At 71.2% G+C, this 17,054-nt stretch carries 14 protein-coding genes and 1 pseudogene; 3 read left to right on the forward strand and 12 right to left on the reverse strand.

Annotation, left to right across the window (positions count from 1 at the left end; translation table 11 throughout):
* Positions 1-96 precede the first annotated feature (96 nt).
* From ACIA8D_RS36300 to ACIA8D_RS36315, 4 genes are all read right to left on the reverse strand, one after another.
* A complete protein-coding gene (locus ACIA8D_RS36300) occupies positions 97-747 on the reverse strand; it encodes a class I SAM-dependent methyltransferase (RefSeq protein WP_399238747.1) in 651 nt (216 codons plus the stop codon).
* 223 nt (positions 748-970) lie between these two features.
* Positions 971-1,906, reverse strand: a complete 936-nt coding sequence (locus tag ACIA8D_RS36305) for a sirohydrochlorin chelatase (RefSeq protein ID WP_399238749.1) — start codon at positions 1,904-1,906, stop codon at positions 971-973.
* 140 nt (positions 1,907-2,046) lie between these two features.
* Positions 2,047-3,015 carry an N-acetylglucosamine kinase gene (locus ACIA8D_RS36310; protein ID WP_399238751.1) on the reverse strand — a complete coding sequence of 323 codons (969 nt, stop codon included), beginning with the start codon at positions 3,013-3,015 and terminating at the stop codon, positions 2,047-2,049.
* Positions 3,012-3,689 (reverse strand): uracil-DNA glycosylase, encoded by a 678-nt coding sequence (locus tag ACIA8D_RS36315; protein ID WP_399238753.1) that lies wholly within the window; start codon positions 3,687-3,689, stop codon positions 3,012-3,014. Before ACIA8D_RS36315 ends, ACIA8D_RS36310 begins: the two co-directional genes overlap by 4 nt.
* Before the next feature lie 139 nt (positions 3,690-3,828).
* On the opposite strand from ACIA8D_RS36315, the pseudogene ACIA8D_RS36320 reads away from it, so the two are divergent.
* A pseudogene (locus ACIA8D_RS36320) lies at positions 3,829-4,125 on the forward strand (gfo/Idh/MocA family oxidoreductase); the annotation flags it as partial.
* A 105-nt stretch (positions 4,126-4,230) separates the two neighbouring features.
* On the opposite strand, the gene ACIA8D_RS36325 reads toward ACIA8D_RS36320, so the two are convergent.
* From ACIA8D_RS36325 to ACIA8D_RS36345, 5 genes are all read right to left on the reverse strand, one after another.
* Complete coding sequence (locus ACIA8D_RS36325; protein ID WP_399238755.1) at positions 4,231-5,337, reverse strand: WD40/YVTN/BNR-like repeat-containing protein; 1,107 nt, start codon at positions 5,335-5,337, stop codon at positions 4,231-4,233.
* Positions 5,338-5,427: 90 nt separating this feature from the next.
* Positions 5,428-7,461, reverse strand: a complete 2,034-nt coding sequence (locus ACIA8D_RS36330; protein ID WP_399238849.1) for a dipeptide ABC transporter ATP-binding protein — start codon at positions 7,459-7,461, stop codon at positions 5,428-5,430.
* 47 nt (positions 7,462-7,508) lie between these two features.
* On the reverse strand, positions 7,509-8,414 hold the full coding sequence (locus ACIA8D_RS36335) for an ABC transporter permease (protein ID WP_399238757.1): 906 nt from the start codon (positions 8,412-8,414) through the stop codon (positions 7,509-7,511).
* Positions 8,411-9,361 (reverse strand): ABC transporter permease, encoded by a 951-nt coding sequence (locus tag ACIA8D_RS36340; RefSeq protein ID WP_399238759.1) that lies wholly within the window; start codon positions 9,359-9,361, stop codon positions 8,411-8,413. The genes ACIA8D_RS36335 and ACIA8D_RS36340 overlap by 4 nt, the downstream gene beginning before the upstream one ends.
* Positions 9,358-11,217: a peptide ABC transporter substrate-binding protein gene (locus tag ACIA8D_RS36345; RefSeq protein ID WP_399238761.1), complete on the reverse strand. Its 1,860-nt coding sequence runs from the start codon at positions 11,215-11,217 to the stop codon at positions 9,358-9,360. Before ACIA8D_RS36345 ends, ACIA8D_RS36340 begins: the two co-directional genes overlap by 4 nt.
* A 212-nt stretch (positions 11,218-11,429) precedes the next feature.
* Between ACIA8D_RS36345 and ACIA8D_RS36350 the strand changes: the two genes are divergently transcribed.
* A complete protein-coding gene (locus tag ACIA8D_RS36350) occupies positions 11,430-12,617 on the forward strand; it encodes an ROK family protein (RefSeq protein WP_399238763.1) in 1,188 nt (395 codons plus the stop codon).
* Complete coding sequence (locus ACIA8D_RS36355; RefSeq protein WP_399238765.1) at positions 12,614-14,188, forward strand: M81 family metallopeptidase; 1,575 nt, start codon at positions 12,614-12,616, stop codon at positions 14,186-14,188. Before ACIA8D_RS36350 ends, ACIA8D_RS36355 begins: the two co-directional genes overlap by 4 nt.
* A 3-nt stretch (positions 14,189-14,191) precedes the next feature.
* Here ACIA8D_RS36355 and ACIA8D_RS36360 read toward each other — a convergent pair whose 3' ends face one another.
* The 3 genes from ACIA8D_RS36360 to ACIA8D_RS36370 all read right to left on the reverse strand — a co-directional run bounded on the left by ACIA8D_RS36360 (position 14,192) and on the right by ACIA8D_RS36370 (position 16,936).
* Positions 14,192-15,022, reverse strand: coding sequence for a transporter substrate-binding domain-containing protein (locus ACIA8D_RS36360; protein WP_399238767.1), 831 nt, complete (start codon positions 15,020-15,022; stop codon positions 14,192-14,194).
* 185 nt (positions 15,023-15,207) lie between these two features.
* A complete protein-coding gene (locus tag ACIA8D_RS36365; RefSeq protein ID WP_399238769.1) occupies positions 15,208-16,383 on the reverse strand; it encodes a globin domain-containing protein in 1,176 nt (391 codons plus the stop codon).
* 109 nt (positions 16,384-16,492) lie between these two features.
* Positions 16,493-16,936, reverse strand: coding sequence for an RrF2 family transcriptional regulator (locus tag ACIA8D_RS36370; RefSeq protein ID WP_399238771.1), 444 nt, complete (start codon positions 16,934-16,936; stop codon positions 16,493-16,495).
* Positions 16,937-17,054: the final 118 nt, after the last annotated feature.

The following is a 17,054-nucleotide window of genomic DNA, read 5'->3' on the forward strand; positions in this document are numbered from 1 at the left end:
GGGGGGGGGGGGGGGGGGGGGGGGGGGGGGGGGGGGGGGGGGGGGTTGGTTGTGGCCCCCCCCCCCCCCCCCCCGCCCCAAACCACACGACAAGCCCTAGACCGCCGGCTCCGCCACGCCCACGAGGTAGTTCCGCGCCGCTGGCCGCACCTGCGCCGCCCAGCCGAGCGAGGCCAGGTCCCCGGTCAGCGCCTCGGCCTCGTGGAAGACCTTCACGATCCGGTACCGGCTGCCGTCGTCGAGCTCGCGCACCGCCGCCGGGGACGCCTCGCCCGTCAGCACCTCCTCGTCCGCGGCCATGGACGGACCGTCGTCGACGAAGACGACCTTGCCGCCCGGCGCGAGAGAGGCGGCGACGGTGTTCCAGAACCCGGGCATCCGGGCCGGCGGCACGTGCGACAGCCAGAAACCGAAGAAGACGGTGTCGTAGCGCCGCGAGGGCCGCCAGTCGAACAGATCGGCCTGCTCGAAGCGGACGTTGGGCGCGACGACGCGCTCGCGCGCGATCGCGAGCACTTCTTCCGACGCGTCGACGGCCGTCACGGTCGCGGCCCTCGGCGCCAACACCGCGGTCCACTGCCCCGTCCCGCAGGCCAGCTCCAGCACGTCCCCGCCGACGGGCCACTCCTCGCTGGCCCGCAACAACTCCCGCAGGTCCGCCCGTTCCGCATAGGGCCGGTCGTACTGGGGCGCCCGTGCCCGGTAGTAGGCGAGCTGTTCCGTCTCCAAGGCGTCATCGAGGCTCATCCCCCGACCGTAACGGCCAAAGATCACCCTCGTCAGGCATTCAAACATCAAGTCGGCCCGGCACCCATCAAGTCGGCCCGGCACCCATCAAGTCGGCCCGGCACCCATCAAGTCGGCCCGGCACCCATCAAGTCGGCCCGGCACCCACCAAGCCCGTCCGGCGATTGAGGACAAAAAAGAACGAGGCCCGGGGACACCGCCCCGGACCCCGACCCCCAACCGCTCAGCCGCCGGAGGCAACCGGCTGGGGCGTGATCCCCAGTGCCGTCGTGTACTTCGCGAGCGCGAGCTTGCCCATCGCCGGGTACGCCCCCAGCGGCTCCGCTACGGCGCACCCCGCGTCCTTGGCGGCAGCCTCGAGCACGGCCGGGTCGAGCTCGGGCCCGACGAGATACGGCGCGAGCGCCAGCTGCTGCGAACCGGAACCGCGCAGCTGCTCGGCGGTGGCGGCGACCGCCCCCTCCTCGTCGAGCGCGGCGGCCATCACCGGCACGGCGAGCCGCGCGGCGAGCAGCATGCCGGTGATCCCGGCGGCCTGTACCGCCTCCTCGCCGCCTATGGAGGCGAGGATGATCCCGTCCGCGGCCGTGGTCACGGCGAACAGGCGTGCGCGGTCGGCGCGGGCCAGGCCGGCCTCCGAGAGCCGCACGTGCAGCGCCTCGGCGAGCAGCGGGTGCGGGCCGAGCACATCGGTCAGCTCCGCGGCGACCCGGCTCTCGGCGATGGCCTGCCGGATCTGCCGCAGCTGGGCGTTGTCCGGGCCCGCGAGCAGCGGCACGACGACCCCGACGGGTCCGGCCGGCTCCTGCGCCTCGACACCGGCCGCGAGCGCCTGCTCGTAGCGGGCGGTGCGCTCCTTCGCGGCGTGCGCGAGCACGGACGCCAGCGAGGGGAACTCCGCGGAGATCGGGAAGTCGGTGAGCTCACCCTCCACGAAGCCGACCCGTGCGTCCAGGCCGGGCAGCTCGGAACGGGCGATGCTCACCACCTCGTCGGCGAGCATGCGCGTGGCGGCGCTGGGAGTGCCGGGCACCGCGAGCACAAGAGACGGCGCGCCCTCGGGGGCGGCCACGGGTTCCGGACGACGGTGGCGTCCGGGCTGGCGGGGTCGCGGCATTCGTACGGGCAGGCCGGATGCGGGCCCAGTGGGGGTGCTCATGGCGCCGCATGCTACTGGCTCGACCGGCTTCGTTGTTCGGTCAGGGTGCAGGTGAGCGGTTTCCGTCCGAGATTGTCCTTTCAGTTACGAATCCTGTAAGTGTCCTGGTCCGGACGGGTGTGCGGCGGATTCGAAGTGAATTACGGCACATGCAGCAGGCGGTGGTCGCGCGGCAGCCGGAGCCCCTCCGTCGCGAGCGCGGAGGCGATCACGAGAGCGCCGTGCAGGGGGTCGCCGGTGGCGGTCACGACCGTGGCCCGCGGAAGCTGTGTGGTCAGCTCCTCGCGCAGCGGTCCGAGCAGCGGCTCGCCCGTCTTGAAGAGGCCACCGGTCAGGGCGACCTCGCCGCCGTCGGCCGGGCAGACCGCCGCGGCCGCCTCCGCGATGTGGCCGGCCGCCCGGCGCAGGATGCCGGCGGCCACGGGGTCGTCGGCGGCGCAGCGCGCCACGTCGGGGGCGAAGGAGGCGAGCGCGGCCGGGCGGTCGGTGCGCGGATAGATCAGGCCCGGCAGCTCGACGGCGGGCCCGAAGCGTTCCTCCGCGAGCGCGAGCAGCGCCTTGCTGCCGCCGCGCCGCCCGTCGAAGGCGCGCATCGCGGCGTCGAGCCCGGCCTGCCCGATCCACGAGCCGCCACCGCAGTCGCCGAGCAGATGCCCCCACCCGTCGGCCCGCAGCCAGCTCGCGAGGTCGGTGCCGAGGGAGATCATCCCGGTGCCCGCGGCGACGACCGCGCCGCGCCGCTGCCCGAGCGCACCCGCGTACGCGGTGACGCCGTCGGCGGCCAACGCGAGCCGCTCGACGCCCAGTTCACGCGCGAGCGCCCCCGGCAGCTCGGCCCGCAGCCCGTCGCCGAGCGTCGCCATCCCCGCCGCACCCAACGCGACGCCGGACAGCGTGACTTCCCCGGCGCGGTCGATCAACTCGCGGGCCATGGGCACCAGTTGCTCCACCATGTGCCCGGGGTCGATGCCGGAGCCGGACGTACGCACAGGGGCGGGCGAAGCGGTCGTCAGCGCGCGCTCGATGCCGCCGACGGGCGCGAGAGCGACACGGAGCCCCGAGCCGCCCGAGTCCACCCCGAGCACCCAGTCGGCCGACGTACGGGTCACGGCAGCCGCCAGTCGACGGGCTGCGCGCCCTGGCGTTCGAGCAGGTCGTTGGCCCGGCTGAACGGGCGGGAGCCGAAGAAGCCGCGGTCCGCCGACATGGGCGACGGATGCGGGGACTCGACCGCCGGGTAGTCGCTGAGCAGCGGCCGCAGATTGCGCGCGTCACGGCCCCACAGGATCGACACCAGCGGCGTTCCGCGTGCGGCGAGGGCGCGGATCGCCTGCTCGGTGACCTGCTCCCAGCCCTTGTCGCGGTGCGAGGCGGGACGGCGCGGGGCCACCGTGAGCGACCTGTTGAGGAGCAGTACACCCTGCTGCGCCCACGGCGTCAGATCCCCGTTGGAGGGCTCCGGCACGCCCAGGTCCGCGTTCATCTCGCGATAGATGTTGATGAGGCTGGGCGGTAGGGGGCGTACGTCCGGGGCCACCGAGAACGACAAGCCGACAGCGTGCCCTGGCGTGGGATACGGATCCTGCCCGACGATCAGCACCCGCACGTCGTCGAACGGCTGCTGGAAGGCGCGCAGTACGTTGGCGCCCGCCGGGAGGTAGGTGCGTCCGGCGCCGATCTCCGCGCGGAGGAATTCCCCCATCGCGGAGACCTGCCCGGCCACGGGCTCGAGGGCCTTCGCCCAGCCCGCTTCGACGATTTCATGCAGAGGTCGTGGTGCCACGGGCGTCACCCTACTGCCGCACCGGCACCCCGCCTCAACCGGCCGCCGTCAACCTCCCGTCGTGGTAAGGGCGGTGCGCAGCGCCCATGGGGTCGCCGCCGCCCACGCCTGCGGGGAGCAGGAGTGCGGGTAGGGGACGATCGCCACGATCCGCGCCACGGGCGACTCCCGCCGCTGGCTGGAGCTGACCTGCGAACACGAGAACGGCGCGGTGAGCCAGGCGTCACTCTCCGGCACCGTCTCCCGCGATCGCGCCCTCACCCGCGTCGAACTCTTCGGCCCGGACCCGGAACTCGTCTACGACACGGCCGAGATCGACCACGAGGAGTGCTGGCCGATCCTGCGACGCGAGTTCGCGAAGTCGGTCCGAACGGGCCGACCCGGCGAACTGGACGCGCATCGGGGGCTGCACCTGCAACGCCTGCTGGAGCAGGCAGATCAAGCCGGACCGGGCAATTCAAGCCCCTCCGGCGATTGCGGAGCGGGGTCCGGGGCAGAGCCCCGAAACCGCAACCCCGCCGCCCGCGGAGGAACGCCGACGTCACCCGACCAACGCCGCCCGCACACACAACACATCCGGCAAATGCGACGCCACCTGCTCCCACGTGTCGCCGTCGTCGGCCGAGGCGAACACCTCGCCATTGCGGTTGCCGAAGTAGACGCCCGCCGGGTCGTTGTCGTCCGTGCACAGGGCGTCGCGCAGGACCGTGCCGTAGTGGTCCTCCGCGGGGAGGCCGTGGGTGAGGGGTTCCCAGGTCGTGCCGGCGTCCTGGGTGCGATAGACGCGGCAGCGGTGGTCGGCCGGGACGCGGTCGATGTCCGCCGTGATGGGGAAGATGTACGCCGTGTCGCCGCGGTGCGGGTGCGCGGCCGCGGCGAAGCCGAAGGTCGAGGGGAGGCCCTCGCCGATGTCGAGCCACTTTCCGCCGCCGTCGTCGCTGCGGTACACGCCCCAGTGGTTTTGAAGGTAGAGGCGGTCCGGGTCGGCGGAGTCCCGCGTCACCTTGTGCACGCACTGGCCGAACTCGGGGTTCGGGTCGGGAAGGAAGACCGCCGCCACTCCGTTGTTCGCCGGTGCCCAGCTCTCCCCGGCGTCCGTCGTGCGGAAGACGCCTGCCGTGGAGACGGCGACCGTCACCGCCCGCGGGTCACGCTCGTCCGTCAGGATCGTGTGCAGGCCCTCTCCGCCGCCGCCCGGCACCCACTGCGACCGCGTGGGGTGCTCCCACAGCGGGCGGCACAGCTCGAAGGTCTCGCCGCGGTCCTCCGAGCGGTACAGCGCCGCCGGTTCCGTGCCCGCGTACACCACGTCCGGCTCCGAGGCGGAGGGGTGCAGCTGCCAGACCCGCTCCAGGGAAGTGCCCGTGAAGTCGGGGAACTTGACCGCGGGTTTGGGCGGCTCGGTCCAGGTGCGGCCCAGGTCGTCCGAGTGGAAGACGGACGGGCCGAAGTGCGCGCTGTCGCCGCCCGCGAGGAGTCGTGGCCGCTCCCCGCGGGTGTCGATGGCGACCGAGTACACCGCCTGTGCGTTGAAGTACGGGCTCTCGTCGAACTCGAACGAAGCCGAGCCGGCCCCCGAGCCGCCCACGCGCTTGCGGCCCAGAAAAAGGCCCTTGCGGGTGCCTACCGCCAGTAGTACGCCAGTCATGCCGACCCTCCGAAACGTCGTTGTCTCCAGGTATCGGCCAGTCTGCACCTCGGCACTGACAATGGCCCCCGCACGACGTATCGGTGCAGGTCAGGCCGGTGTCGGAACCGCCAGCGGGAAGTGGCACGCCACCCGGTGACCCGCCGAGTCCGGCGTCGACACCGGCGGCTCCGTCGTCGCGCAGACGTCCTGCGCGATCGGGCACCGCGTGCGGAACCGGCAGCCCGACGGGGGCTGCGCCGCCGACGGCGTCTCGCCCGTCAGCGGAGCTCCCGCGGCGTCCGCCTCCGGATCCGGCACGTTCACCGTGTCGAGCAGGCCCCGCGTGTACGGATGCAGGGGGCGCGCGTACACCTGCTCCGCCGGACCCACCTCCACCAGCTTGCCCAGGTACATCACGCCGACCGTGTCCGCGAGGTAGCGGACCACCGCCAGGTCGTGCGAGATGAACAGGTAGGTGAGGCCGCGTTCGCGCTGCAGCTCCCGCATCAGGTTCAGGATCTGCGCCTGCACCGACACGTCGAGCGCCGACACCGGCTCGTCCGCCACCACCAGGTCGGGCGAGAGCGTCAACGCTCGTGCGAGGCCCAGGCGTTGGCGCTGGCCGCCGGAGAACTCGTGCGGGTAGCGGTGCACCGCGCCGCGCGGCAGGCCCACCGCGTCGAGGAGTTCGCCGATCAGCTTCTCCTGCTCGGCCTTGTCGCCGACGCCCTGGATGACCAGCGGCTCGCGCAGGATCTCACCGACTCGCATCCGCGGGTCCATCGCCGCCGTCGAGTCCTGGAACATCAGCTGGACGTCGCGGCGGTGCGCGCGGCGTTCCGAGCGGGACAACGAGGCGCGGTCCCGGCCCCCGAAGCGTACGGAGCCCGCCGTCGGCTCCTCCAGGCCCGCCACGATCCAGCCGAGCGTCGTCTTGCCGCAGCCCGACTCGCCGACCATGCCGAACGTCTCACCCTTGCGGATGCTCAGCGACACCCCGCCGACCGCGCTGACCGTGCCGCGGCTGCGCGAGAACGGACCGCCCTTGAGCGGGAACTCCTTGACCAGGGAGTCGAGTTCGACCAGGGCCTCGCCGGGGGCCGCCTGGGAACGGATCGGGGCCGGGGCGATCACCTCGTCCGCGCCCGCCGCCTCCGCCTCGTGCGGCACCGGGTGGAAGCACGCGAACCGGTGCTCCGCGCCCTGCACCTCGTCCTCCTCCAGGAAGGGTTCGAGGGTCCGGCAGTCGTCCGTCGCGAACAGGCAGCGCGGCGCGAACCGGCAGCCCGTGGGCCGCACCGTCAGGCTCGGCGGCAGGCCTGGGACGGTGTGCAGCTGCGTCGCGTTGTCCGCCGCGCGCTCGGGCAGCGCCGCGAACAGCGCCTCCGTGTAGCGGTGCCGGGGCCGGGCGAACAGGCCGCGTACGTCGGACTGCTCCGCCACCTGGCCCGCGTACATCACGGCCACCCGGTCGACCCGGTTCGCGATGACCCCGAGGTCGTGCGTGACCAGGATCATCGCCATGCCGAGCCGCTCGCGCAGATCGTCGATGAGCTCCAGGATCTGGTGCTGGGTCGTGACGTCCAGGGCCGTCGTCGGTTCGTCCGCGATCAGGAGTTTCGGTTCGCAGACCAGGGCCATGGCGATGGCCACGCGCTGGCGCATGCCGCCGGACAGCTGGTGCGGATACGCCTTCATCCGCTCGGCCGGCTGCGGCATTCCGACCAGGCGCAGCGTCTCCTCGGCGCGCGCCCACGCCTCCTTCTTGGTCACGTTCCGGTGCAGCAGGAGCGGCTCCGCCACCTGCGCGCCGATCGTCATCGTCGGGTTCAGGGAGGTCAACGGGTCCTGGAACACCATGCCGATGGTGTTGCCGCGCACATCCTGGAGGACCGGCGCGGGCGCCGCCGCCAGATCCTGGCCGTCGAACAGGATGCGGCCGCCGGTCACCTCGCCGCCCGGCGGCAGCAGGCCGAGCACCGACAGGGCCGTCATCGTCTTGCCGCAGCCGGACTCGCCGACGATGCCGAGGGCTTCGCCCGGCGCGAGTTCCAGGGAGACGCCGTCCAGGGCGTGCACCGTGCGGTCGCGCGTGGCGATGTCGACGCGGAGGTCCTCGATGCGGAGCAGGGGAGTCGTCATGGTCGTGGTGCGGCCCTTCTCGCCGGTCAAATCCCTTGGTTCGTACGTCACTTGCGCAGCCGTACTTCGAACGCGTCGCGCAGTCCGTCGCCGATGAAGTTGAACGCGGCGACGACCAGGACGATCGCGATGCCCGGCGGGAAGATCAGCCACCAGTAACCGTTCTGCGTGTAGGTGATGCCGGAGGACAGCATCGAGCCCCAGTCGGCGGACGGCGGCGGGATCGACAGGCCGAGGAAGGCCAGGTAGCTGACGTAGAGGATGGCGTCGGCGATCTGGAACGTGCAGTTGACGATGACCGTGCCGATGGCGTTCGGGACGATGTGCTTGAAGACCGCGCGGGCGCCGCCTCCGCCCATCATCCGCATCGCCTGTACGTACTCCCTGTTACGAAGGGACAGCGCCTCGCCGCGCACCAGGCGGGCGGGGGAGAGCCAGGCGACGCCCGCGATGATGAGGATCAGGATGCCCTTGCTGGGCGTGATGATCGCGGCGACGACCACGAGCAGGAACATGGCCGGGATGGCGAGCGCGGCGTCGGTGATGCGCATCACCGTGGCGTCGACCCAGCCGCCGAAGTATCCGGCGACGGCGCCGTAGACGGTGCCGAAGAGGGTCGCCAGGAGGCCTGCCGCGAGGCCGATCTCCAGGGACGTCTGCCCCGCGACCATGAGCCGGCCCACCATGTCGTAGCCGAGGTCGGTGGTGCCGAGCAGATGTCCCGACGTGCCAGGGGAGAGGTTCGCCTGCGACAGGTCCGTGTGGACCTGCTCGGTCGGCATCAGCAGCGGGCCCAGGTAGCAGAAGGCCAGGAGCAGGACGAGCAGGATCACGCCGCCCAGGGCCAGCTTGTTGCCCGTGAACACGCGCAGGGTGCGGCGGGCCAGCGAGGGGGTGGCCTGGGCCGCCTCCTCGTGCCCGGGTATGGCAGAGGTCGTCACCGTGGTGGTCATGACACGCTCCGGATCCGCGGGTCGAGGACGGCGTACAGGATGTCGGTGAGCAGCGAGCCGAGGACGGTCGCGATGCCGACGACGAGCGTCACACCGAGCAGGACGGGGAAGTCCGAGCCCTGCGCGGCGTTCCAGAACAGCAGCCCCATGCCGGGATAGTTGAACATCGACTCGACGACGAGGGCGCCGCTGAACAGCGTCGGCAGATAGAGGCCGAGGAGGGTGGCGAGCGGGATCAGGGCGTTGCGCAGCACGTGCTTGACCATGATCCGGCGGCTCGACTGGCCCTTCGCCATGGCCGTGCGCACGTATTCCTCGGTGAGGTTGTCGAGGACCGCGGAGCGCATGTAGCGGCTGAACATGGCGACGATGCCGAACGCCATGGTCACGACCGGCAGGATCAACCCGGGCAGGTCGCCGAGGAGTTCGGAGATCGTCTCTCCCTGCGGGGCCTCCGCCGGGAAGATCGGCAGCACCTGCGCGAACAGGATGATCATGATGAGGCCGAGGAAGAACACGGGCGTCGCGTACAGCAGGAACGCGAGACCGGTCAGCGCGTAGTCGGACGCCTTGCCGCGCCGCACCGCCTGGAGCAGGCCGAGCGGCACCGCGATGATCACCGCGAGCACCGTCGACATGAGGGTCAGCAGGAGCGTCTTCGGCAGGCGCTGGGTGAGCAGGTCGAGCACCGGCGAGTTGAGCTTGTACGACTCGCCGAGGTCGCCCGTCACCAGGCGCTTGAGGTACATCAGGTACTGCGTCGGCAGCGAACGGTCGTAGCCCTGCGCATGGTTGAAGTGCTCGATCTGCTGCGGCGTGCCCTTGGGGCCGAGGATCGCGCGGGCGGGTCCGCCCGGCAGCAGGTGCAGCAGGGCGAAGACGATGATCGAGACGAGGAACAGGACGACGAGCGCCTGAAGGAAACGCTTGACCAGAAAGCCGGTCACTTCTCGGCCTCCTTCTTTACGCTCTTGGAGTTCTTGACGAAGTACCAGTGCGACGGCTGGAAGGTCACGGTCGGGTTCTGCTCGATGCCGCGCAGATCGTTGCGGATGACCGACACCTGGTAGGCGGGGTTCGGCATCCACATCACCGGCAGCTGCTCCGCCAGGTACTCGCCGTATTCATGAATGGCCTTCATGTCGGGTGCGTACTGCACGCCACGGATGAGGCGGTCGGCCTTCTTGTCGCTGTAGTTGCCGAAGTTGGAGGAGGCGCCGGTGGAGAACAGCTGCTCGCCGCTCGGGTTGAGCGGGTAGTACCAGCTGCCGGCCGTGCCGAAGAAGGACATGTCCCAGCTGCACCCGGGGTCCTTCGCCTTGCACGGAACGGAGTTGCCGAGCACGGAGTTGAGCGGCTGCTGGCGGACCGTCAGGTCGATGCCGGCCTTGCTGAGCGAGGACTTGAGCTCCTGCATCATGTTCGTCGTCTCGGTCGAGCCGGACTGCGAGAGCAGGGTCAGTTCCAGCGGGTCGTTCTTTCCGATGCCCTTGCCGCACTCGTCGTCGCCCGTGCCGGGCCGTACGCAGCGTGCCGTGCCGTCGACCGTCTGCCAGCCGTGCGCCGACAGCAGGGACTTGGCCCTGGAGACGGAGAACGGGTACTGGTTGTGCGCCATCTCCTTCGACAGGTACTGGCTCTTCGGTGTGACCGGGACCGGGCCGAGCGTCGCGGTCGCGCTGCCCTGCCAGATGACCTTGCTCATCGCGTTCTGGTCGACGAGGTGCTGCATCGCCTGGCGGATGTAGAGCTGGTTCATCTCCGGGCCCGCGTGCGTGGAGTTGAAGTTGTAGACGATGTAGGTGGCCGCCCAGCCCTCCCACGGGTCGACGCGGTACCCCTTGTCCTCGAACTTCTCCTTCTGCGCCATCACCGACGGCGGGATGTAGCCGTAGTCGACGCCGCCGGAGCGCAGCACGTTGTACTCGGAGTCGGCGGTGGTGAACGGCTTGAAGACGACCTTGTCGAGGTGCGGGCGCTCCGACGCCGGGCCGGTGTACTTCTCGTTCGGGACGAGCGTCACCTGCCCGTTGTCGCGCCAGCCGGCCAGCTTCCAGGGCCCGTTGACGGTCTTCCACAGCGGGTCGCTGCCGTACGAGCCGAGGCTCTTGGCGTGCCGGGTGAGGCGGGCGAAGACCGCCTTGGCGCCCTTCGTGGTGCGGTCGAAGTCGCCGACCTCGCCGCCGTCGGTCTTGGCGTCCCAGGCGTGCTGCGGCAGGGCGCGCATGTAGTAGAGCTGGTTCGCGGTGAACCAGTCCGGGTTGTACGCGCGCTTGAGGTGCAGTCGTACGGCGTGGTCGCCGACGAGCTCGAACTTCTTGACGTTGTCCGGGATGTTGCCGACCGAGTAGCCGCCCCAGTCGGCTTTGTTCGCCTTGACGAGGTTGAACCAGAACTCGAGGTCGCGGCCGGTCACCTCGGTGCCGTCGGACCACTTCACGCCCTTGCGCAGCGGCACGGTGACGGTCTTGTTCCCGTCGCTGTACCTCGGCTTCAGGCCGAGCGTGCTCGGGCCGTGCGTGACCAGCTCGCCCTTCTCCTGCACGGCGTCGTACACGGGCAGGTAGAGCTGGGACTGGATCGCGTAGTTGTAGGAGCCGCCGTAGCCGGGGGCGCCGATCGGGAAGATCCAGTTCGGGGTCGCCGCGGGCGGCAGGGCCATGGTGGCCGTGCCGCCCGCGACGGGAGTGCCGCCCGTGCGACCCATGGCGATGCGGCCGGCCTCGTGCGTGCAGCCGGTGAGCGCCACGAGCGCCGCCGCGAGGGCGAGCGCCACGGACGCCTTTGACCTGAGGGAACGCATGCCGAAGGGCCTCCAAGGGGACGGGATCCAGCCCCGTGTGAAGATTCGACGAGGGGCGCCCGAACGCTAAGTCGACCGTTCGAATCAAGTCAATAGGTTCATTCGGAAAGTAGTGTAAAAACCGGTGGGGCCTGGCGGACTTGGTTCGCTGATGGTTAGTGTTCGGTTCGACCTCGAACGAAGAAACCGAAGTAAGTCTCCAGGGGGACCCGATGGCGGACACCGCGAACGAAGGCGAGCCGGGTTCGGCCCAGCACATACTCCGGCTCGTCTCGTCCGGAGCCGCGTCCTCCCGCGCCGACCTCGTCAGGGAACTGGGGCTCGCGCCCTCCACCGTCTCGCTGCGCGTGCAGGAGCTGGTGACCCAGGGAGTGTTGACCGAGTCCGGCGAGGGCGCCTCACGCGGCGGCCGCAGGCCCCGCCTCCTTCGGGTCAAGGCGCAGGGCGGCGTCGCGCTCGCCGCCGACCTCGGCAGCCGGCACGCGCGGCTCGGCGCCGTCGACCTCGGCGCGGCCGTGCACGACGCCCTCGACCTGCCGCACGACATCACCGCGGGACCCGAGTCCGCCGTCGACTGGCTCTGCGCCCAGGTGGCCGAACTCGCCGAGCGGCAGCGGGAGTCGGGGCGGACCGTGCGCGCGCTCGGCGTCTCCTTCCCCGGCCCCGTCGACCCGGCGGACGGCCGTGTGCTGAGCCCCTCACGGATGCCGGGCTGGCACCGCTACCCGCTGCGCGACGTCCTCGCCGAGCGGCTCGGCATGCCGGTGACCGTCGCCAACGACGCCACGATGATGGCGGTCGGCGAGCACCGCACCTCCCGGCCCGAGCTCGACCACATGGTCGTCGTGAAGGCCGGCCGCGGCATCGGCAGCGGCGTCATCGTCGCGGGCCGGCCGCACGACGGCGCCAACGGAAGCGCCGGCGACATCAGCCACGTCCGCGTGGAGGAGGCCGGCGAGCGGCCCTGCTCCTGCGGGAACATCGGCTGCCTGGAGACCGTCGCGAGCGGCGCGGCCCTCATCCGCGATCTGGCGGCGCGGGGCGTCGACGTGGCCAACACGACCGAACTGCTCCAGCTCGTCGCCGACGGCGATCCCGTCGCCACCACCCTCGTACGGACCGCCGGTCGGCACATCGGCACCGTCCTGTCGGTCGTCGTCAACTTCTTCAACCCGCGGGCCGTCGCCATCGGCGGCGTCCTCGCCACCGCCGAACCCCTCGTCGCCGCCGTCCGCGGCGTGCTGTACGAGCGCTGCCTGCCGCTGGCCACGGCCGACCTGGAGATCACCACGACGGCCGCGGGCCGCGACGCGGGCCTGCTCGGCGCGGGCCTGACGGCGCTGCACCAGAACCTGTCGTCCACCGCCCCCGCCCTCAAGGAAGAGAGCCTCCACGCATGACGAGAACCACCCCGATCACCGGCCGCCGGCTGCGCATCGGTATCGGCGGCATCGGCATCGAGTCGTCCACGTTCTGCCCGCACCGCTCCACCACCGACGACTTCCGGCAGACGCGCGGCCAGGACCTCCTCGACCGCTACACGTGGACGCGGCCCGACTCCGACCTCGCCGAACTGGTCGAGTGGGTGCCGCTGCTGCACGCGACCTCGCTGCCCGGCGGCCCGGTGGAGGCCGAGTCGTACTTGATCCTCAAGGACGAACTCGTCGGCCGGATACGGGAGGCGGGCCCGCTCGACGGACTCGTGTACGACATCCACGGCGCCATGAGCGTCATCGGCCTCACCGACGCCGAGGGCGACCTCACGGAGGCGGTCCGCGCGGCGCTCGACCACAACGGCACCCCGGACGACCCGACCGGGGGCCGTCCCATGATCTCCACCGCCATGGACCTGCACGGCAACGTCTCGCGCCGCTTCGCCGAGCCGATCGACCTGCTGACCGCGCACCGCCTCGCCCCGCACGAGGACGCCTGGGACACCCGCGAGCGCGCCGCCCGCAACCTCGTGCGCTGCCTGCGCGAGGGCGCCCGCCCGCACCGGGCCTGGGTACAGGTCCCGGTGCTGCTGCCCGGCGAGAAGACCAGCACCCGCCTGGAACCCGCCAAGTCCCTCTACGCCTCGCTCGCCGACATCGAGCGGAAGGACGGCATCCTCGACGCCGCGATGTGGGTCGGCTACGCCTGGGCGGACGAGCCGCGCTGCAAGGCGGCCATCGTGGTGACCGGCGAGAACGCCGAACTGGCCGCGCAGGAAGCCGAGTCGCTGGCCCGTCGCTACTGGGACGCGCGCAAGGACTTCCTCTTCGTCGGCCCGACCGGCAGCGCCGAGGAGTGCATCGACCAGGCCGTCGCCTCCGACCAGCGGCCCTTCCTCATCAGCGACTCCGGCGACAACCCGACGGCGGGCGGCGCGGGCGACCTCGCGTACATGCTGGGCAGGCTCCTCGAGAACGACTCGATCCGCACGGGGAAGGTCACGGCGGTCCACCCCGGCATCACCGACCCGGTCGCCGTCGCGGCCTGCTTCGAGGCCGGAGTCGGTGCCGAGGTCACCCTCTCCGTCGGAGGCAAGGTCGACGCGAACCACGGCGGTCCCTACGAACTCACCGGCACCGTCGAGGCGTTGCAGCGGGCCGCGGACCAGAAGGGCCGCGCGGAGGGCGGGGCGTACGACCGCGGTGTCGACATGGCGGCCGTCCGCGCCGGCGGTCTCACCGTGATCCTCGTCGAGCGCCGCAAGCCGTTCCACACCCTCGCCGACTTCACGGGCCCGTCCGAGGGCGGCCTCGGCATCGATCCGCGCACGTACGACGTGGTCGCCGTCAAGATCGGCTACCTGGAGCCGGAGCTGCACGACATGGCCGCGGACTGGCTGCTCGCGCTCACCCCCGGCGGCGTCGACCAGGACCTGCTGCGCCTGGGACACCACCGGGTGGAGCACCCGCTGTACCCCTTCGACGAGGACGCGTACGAGGTCGGGACCGGTCCCGACCTCACACCCACCCTCCTGTAGGGCTCAACTCAGCCACTCCGCCTCGTACGTCTTGTACGTGCCGTCGTGCGTGGCCAGGTGGACGAACTGGTCGACGTACTCGTGGAAGTCGCGGTCGCCGCGCGGCGTCGCGTACGCCTTCTCCGCGAACGAGAACGGCTTGTCGGGGTGGATCGAGCACAGTTCGGGGTGGAGCTTGGACTGGTAGAGCGTCTCGCTGGCGTCCGTCATCATCACGTCCGCCCGGCCCGCCACGATCTCGTCGAAGATCGTGCGGTTGTCCGGGTGGACCTTGATGGTGGCGTTCTTGATGTGTGCCCGGGCGAACTGCTCATTGGTGCCACCGGGGTTGACGACGACCGTCGTCCCGGCCTGGTCGATGTCCTCGAGCGTCTGGTACTTGTCCTTGTCGGCGCAGCGCACGATCGGCGTCTTGCCGTCCTCGCGGGTCGGCTCGCTGAAGTACACCTGACGGGCGCGCGGCAGGGTGATCGAGACACCGCCGACCGCGACATCGCACTTCCCGGCGGCGAGGTCGCCCGACAGGTTCGCCCACGTGGTGTCCACCCACTTGGCCTTGGCATCCAGGCTCTTGGCCAGGTCCTTCGCCATGTCGATGTCGATACCGCTGTACGAACCGTCCTTCGGGTCCTTGTAGGTGAACGGCTTGTAGTCACCGGTCGTGCACACCCGCAGCACACCGGACTTCGGCACCGAGTCGAGCAGGCTGACGGGCTGCTTCTTGGCGCCCTGCTGAGTGGCCGACGGCGCCGCGGGCGCGGCGGCCGTCAGCCCCAGCAGACACACCAGGGCGGACAGGGTGGCGACACGTTGTCTGGATGTGCGGCGGCTCATCGCGACGGCTCCTCGGAAGGGTGATTGCAGACTGAACGGATCTCTCAGCCGCACACCCTGTCAGAAGAGTTCACACCGGTGAAGCCACTGTCCACGGCTCGGGCCCCTCAAGGCCCGCAGTCGATTGCCGGCACATCAAGCCCCGCCGGTGATTGAGGCGCGGGGTCCGGGGCAGCGCCCCGGCGTCACGCCGCCGCGGCCAGCCAAAGATCCGGCCCGAACACCTCGTAGTGGATGTCGGCCGCGGCCACCCCCTTGGCCAGCAACTGCTCCCGCATGCCCCGCATGAAGGGCAACGGACCGCACAGGTACGCGCGCGTGCCCGGCGCGACGGACACCTCCGCGAGATCGGCGAACCCCGTGTTCCCGCCGGCCGGAGCCCCCTGCGCGTACCAGAAGTGCCCGGCCCCCTCGGCGAGTTTCGCGGTGAGGGCCGCGTGCTCGGTGCGCAGTGCGTGGGTGTCGGGGGAGCGGTCGGCGTGCACGACGGTGACCGGGCCCGCGTGCCGGGCGGCCACCAGGTCCTCCAGCATGGCGAGCATCGGGGTGCAGCCGATGCCGGCGGAGGCGAGCAGCAGGGGCGCCTCGTCGGCGGTCAGGACGAGGTCGCCGTACGGCGCCGAGACCCGCAGCCGGTCGCCCTCGCGCACGCGCGCGTGCAGGTGGTTCGAGACCTCGCCGTCGACCCGCTTCACCGCGATGGACCGGCCCGTGGCTCCGGGCGCACCGGTCAGGCTGTACTGGCGTATCTGCCGCGCCCCGTCCGGGAGTTCGACCTGTACCGACACGTACTGGCCCGCCCGGAACGCGGGTGCGGGGGCGTCGTCGGCCGGGCGCAGCAGGAAGGACGCGACGTCGGGCGTCTCCTCGGCGCGGGACACCACGTCCCACTCCCGCCAGGCGTCGCCGTCGACCGCGCCCTGCTCCGCGTAGAGCCGTTCCTCGATGGCGATGAGGGCGTTTGCCATCAGCCAGTACACCTCGTCCCAGGCGGCCGCGACCTGTGGGGGGACGGCGTCGCCGAGCACCTCGGCGATGGCCGCGAAGAGGTGCTGGTGCACGACCGGGTACTGCTCGGCGCGCACGCCGAGGGAGGCGTGCTTGTGCGCGATGCGGGCGAGCATCACGTCGGGCCGGTCGTCCGGGTGGTTGACGAGGTACCCGGCGAACGCGGCGATCGACCCGGCGAGCGCCTGGCGCTGCGTGCCGGCCGCCTGGTTGCCGCGGTTGAACAGGTCGCGCAGCAGCTCGGGGTGGGCCGCGAACAGCTTCTCGTAGAAGAGGCCGGTGATGTCCTCGATGGCGGCGCCAACGGCGGGGAGGGTGGCGCGGACGACGGTGGCCGACTGGTCGGTGAGCATCGGCAGGGCTCCTTAATCTGACTCTCAGATTCATATTCAAGCGCGCGGGTGTTTCCCGGCTTGACGGGAGGCGGGTCGCGGGCGGCTGCCCGGCGTGTGTGCGCCGGGGTCAGCCCGTCCCGGGAGGGGCTGAAAGGGCCACCAGCAACGGGCCGGTGGGGGCCTTGACGAGATCGCTGAGGGCGAGCGGGTCGAGCGTCGCGAAGAACGCCTCCTGCGCCTCGCGCAGCGCTCCCCGCAGTCGGCAGGCCGAACGCAGGGGGCAGGGGGTCGCCCCCTCGCACTCCACGACGTCCCCCGGCCCTTCGAGTTCGCGCACGAGGGCGCCGACGGAGGCCGACCGCCCGGCCGCGGTGAGCGCGAGCCCGCCGCCCCGGCCGCGCCGCGCCTCCACAAGGCCCATCCGCTGGAGCTTGGCGACGACCTTCGCGGTGTGTGTGTACGGCGCCTCCATGGCGCCCGCGACCTCACGGGTGGTGGGCAGCTCGCCCTCCTCGACCGCGAGGCGCATCAGTACGCGCAGGGCCAGGTCCGTGAATCGCGTCAACCGCATGGGCGCAGGTTATTAATGTTGCATTTGAAAGGCAAATTAAACGGTGGTCGGCTCTGCGGGCGAGGCCGCCCGCATAAAAATGTTGACCTGAGCGTGAATATGCATCAAAGTGGCCCAG

This window comes from Streptomyces sp. NPDC051684, assembly GCF_044453445.1.
Taxonomy (GTDB): domain Bacteria; phylum Actinomycetota; class Actinomycetes; order Streptomycetales; family Streptomycetaceae; genus Streptomyces.

Excerpts from the sequence above, each read along its gene's own strand:
- ACIA8D_RS36300 (WP_399238747.1), bottom strand. The coding sequence starts at position 747 with ATGAGCCTCGATGACGCCTTGGAGACGGAACAGCTCGCCTACTACCGG.
- ACIA8D_RS36355 (WP_399238765.1), top strand. The coding sequence starts at position 12,614 with ATGACGAGAACCACCCCGATCACCGGCCGCCGGCTGCGCATCGGTATC.
- ACIA8D_RS36345 (WP_399238761.1), bottom strand. The coding sequence starts at position 11,217 with ATGCGTTCCCTCAGGTCAAAGGCGTCCGTGGCGCTCGCCCTCGCGGCG.
- ACIA8D_RS36350 (WP_399238763.1), top strand. The coding sequence starts at position 11,430 with ATGGCGGACACCGCGAACGAAGGCGAGCCGGGTTCGGCCCAGCACATA.
- ACIA8D_RS36330 (WP_399238849.1), bottom strand. The coding sequence starts at position 7,461 with ATGACGACTCCCCTGCTCCGCATCGAGGACCTCCGCGTCGACATCGCC.
- ACIA8D_RS36360 (WP_399238767.1), bottom strand. The coding sequence starts at position 15,022 with ATGAGCCGCCGCACATCCAGACAACGTGTCGCCACCCTGTCCGCCCTG.
- ACIA8D_RS36370 (WP_399238771.1), bottom strand. The coding sequence starts at position 16,936 with ATGCGGTTGACGCGATTCACGGACCTGGCCCTGCGCGTACTGATGCGC.
- ACIA8D_RS36365 (WP_399238769.1), bottom strand. The coding sequence starts at position 16,383 with ATGCTCACCGACCAGTCGGCCACCGTCGTCCGCGCCACCCTCCCCGCC.
- ACIA8D_RS36325 (WP_399238755.1), bottom strand. The coding sequence starts at position 5,337 with ATGACTGGCGTACTACTGGCGGTAGGCACCCGCAAGGGCCTTTTTCTG.
- ACIA8D_RS36305 (WP_399238749.1), bottom strand. The coding sequence starts at position 1,906 with ATGAGCACCCCCACTGGGCCCGCATCCGGCCTGCCCGTACGAATGCCG.
- ACIA8D_RS36335 (WP_399238757.1), bottom strand. The coding sequence starts at position 8,414 with ATGACCACCACGGTGACGACCTCTGCCATACCCGGGCACGAGGAGGCG.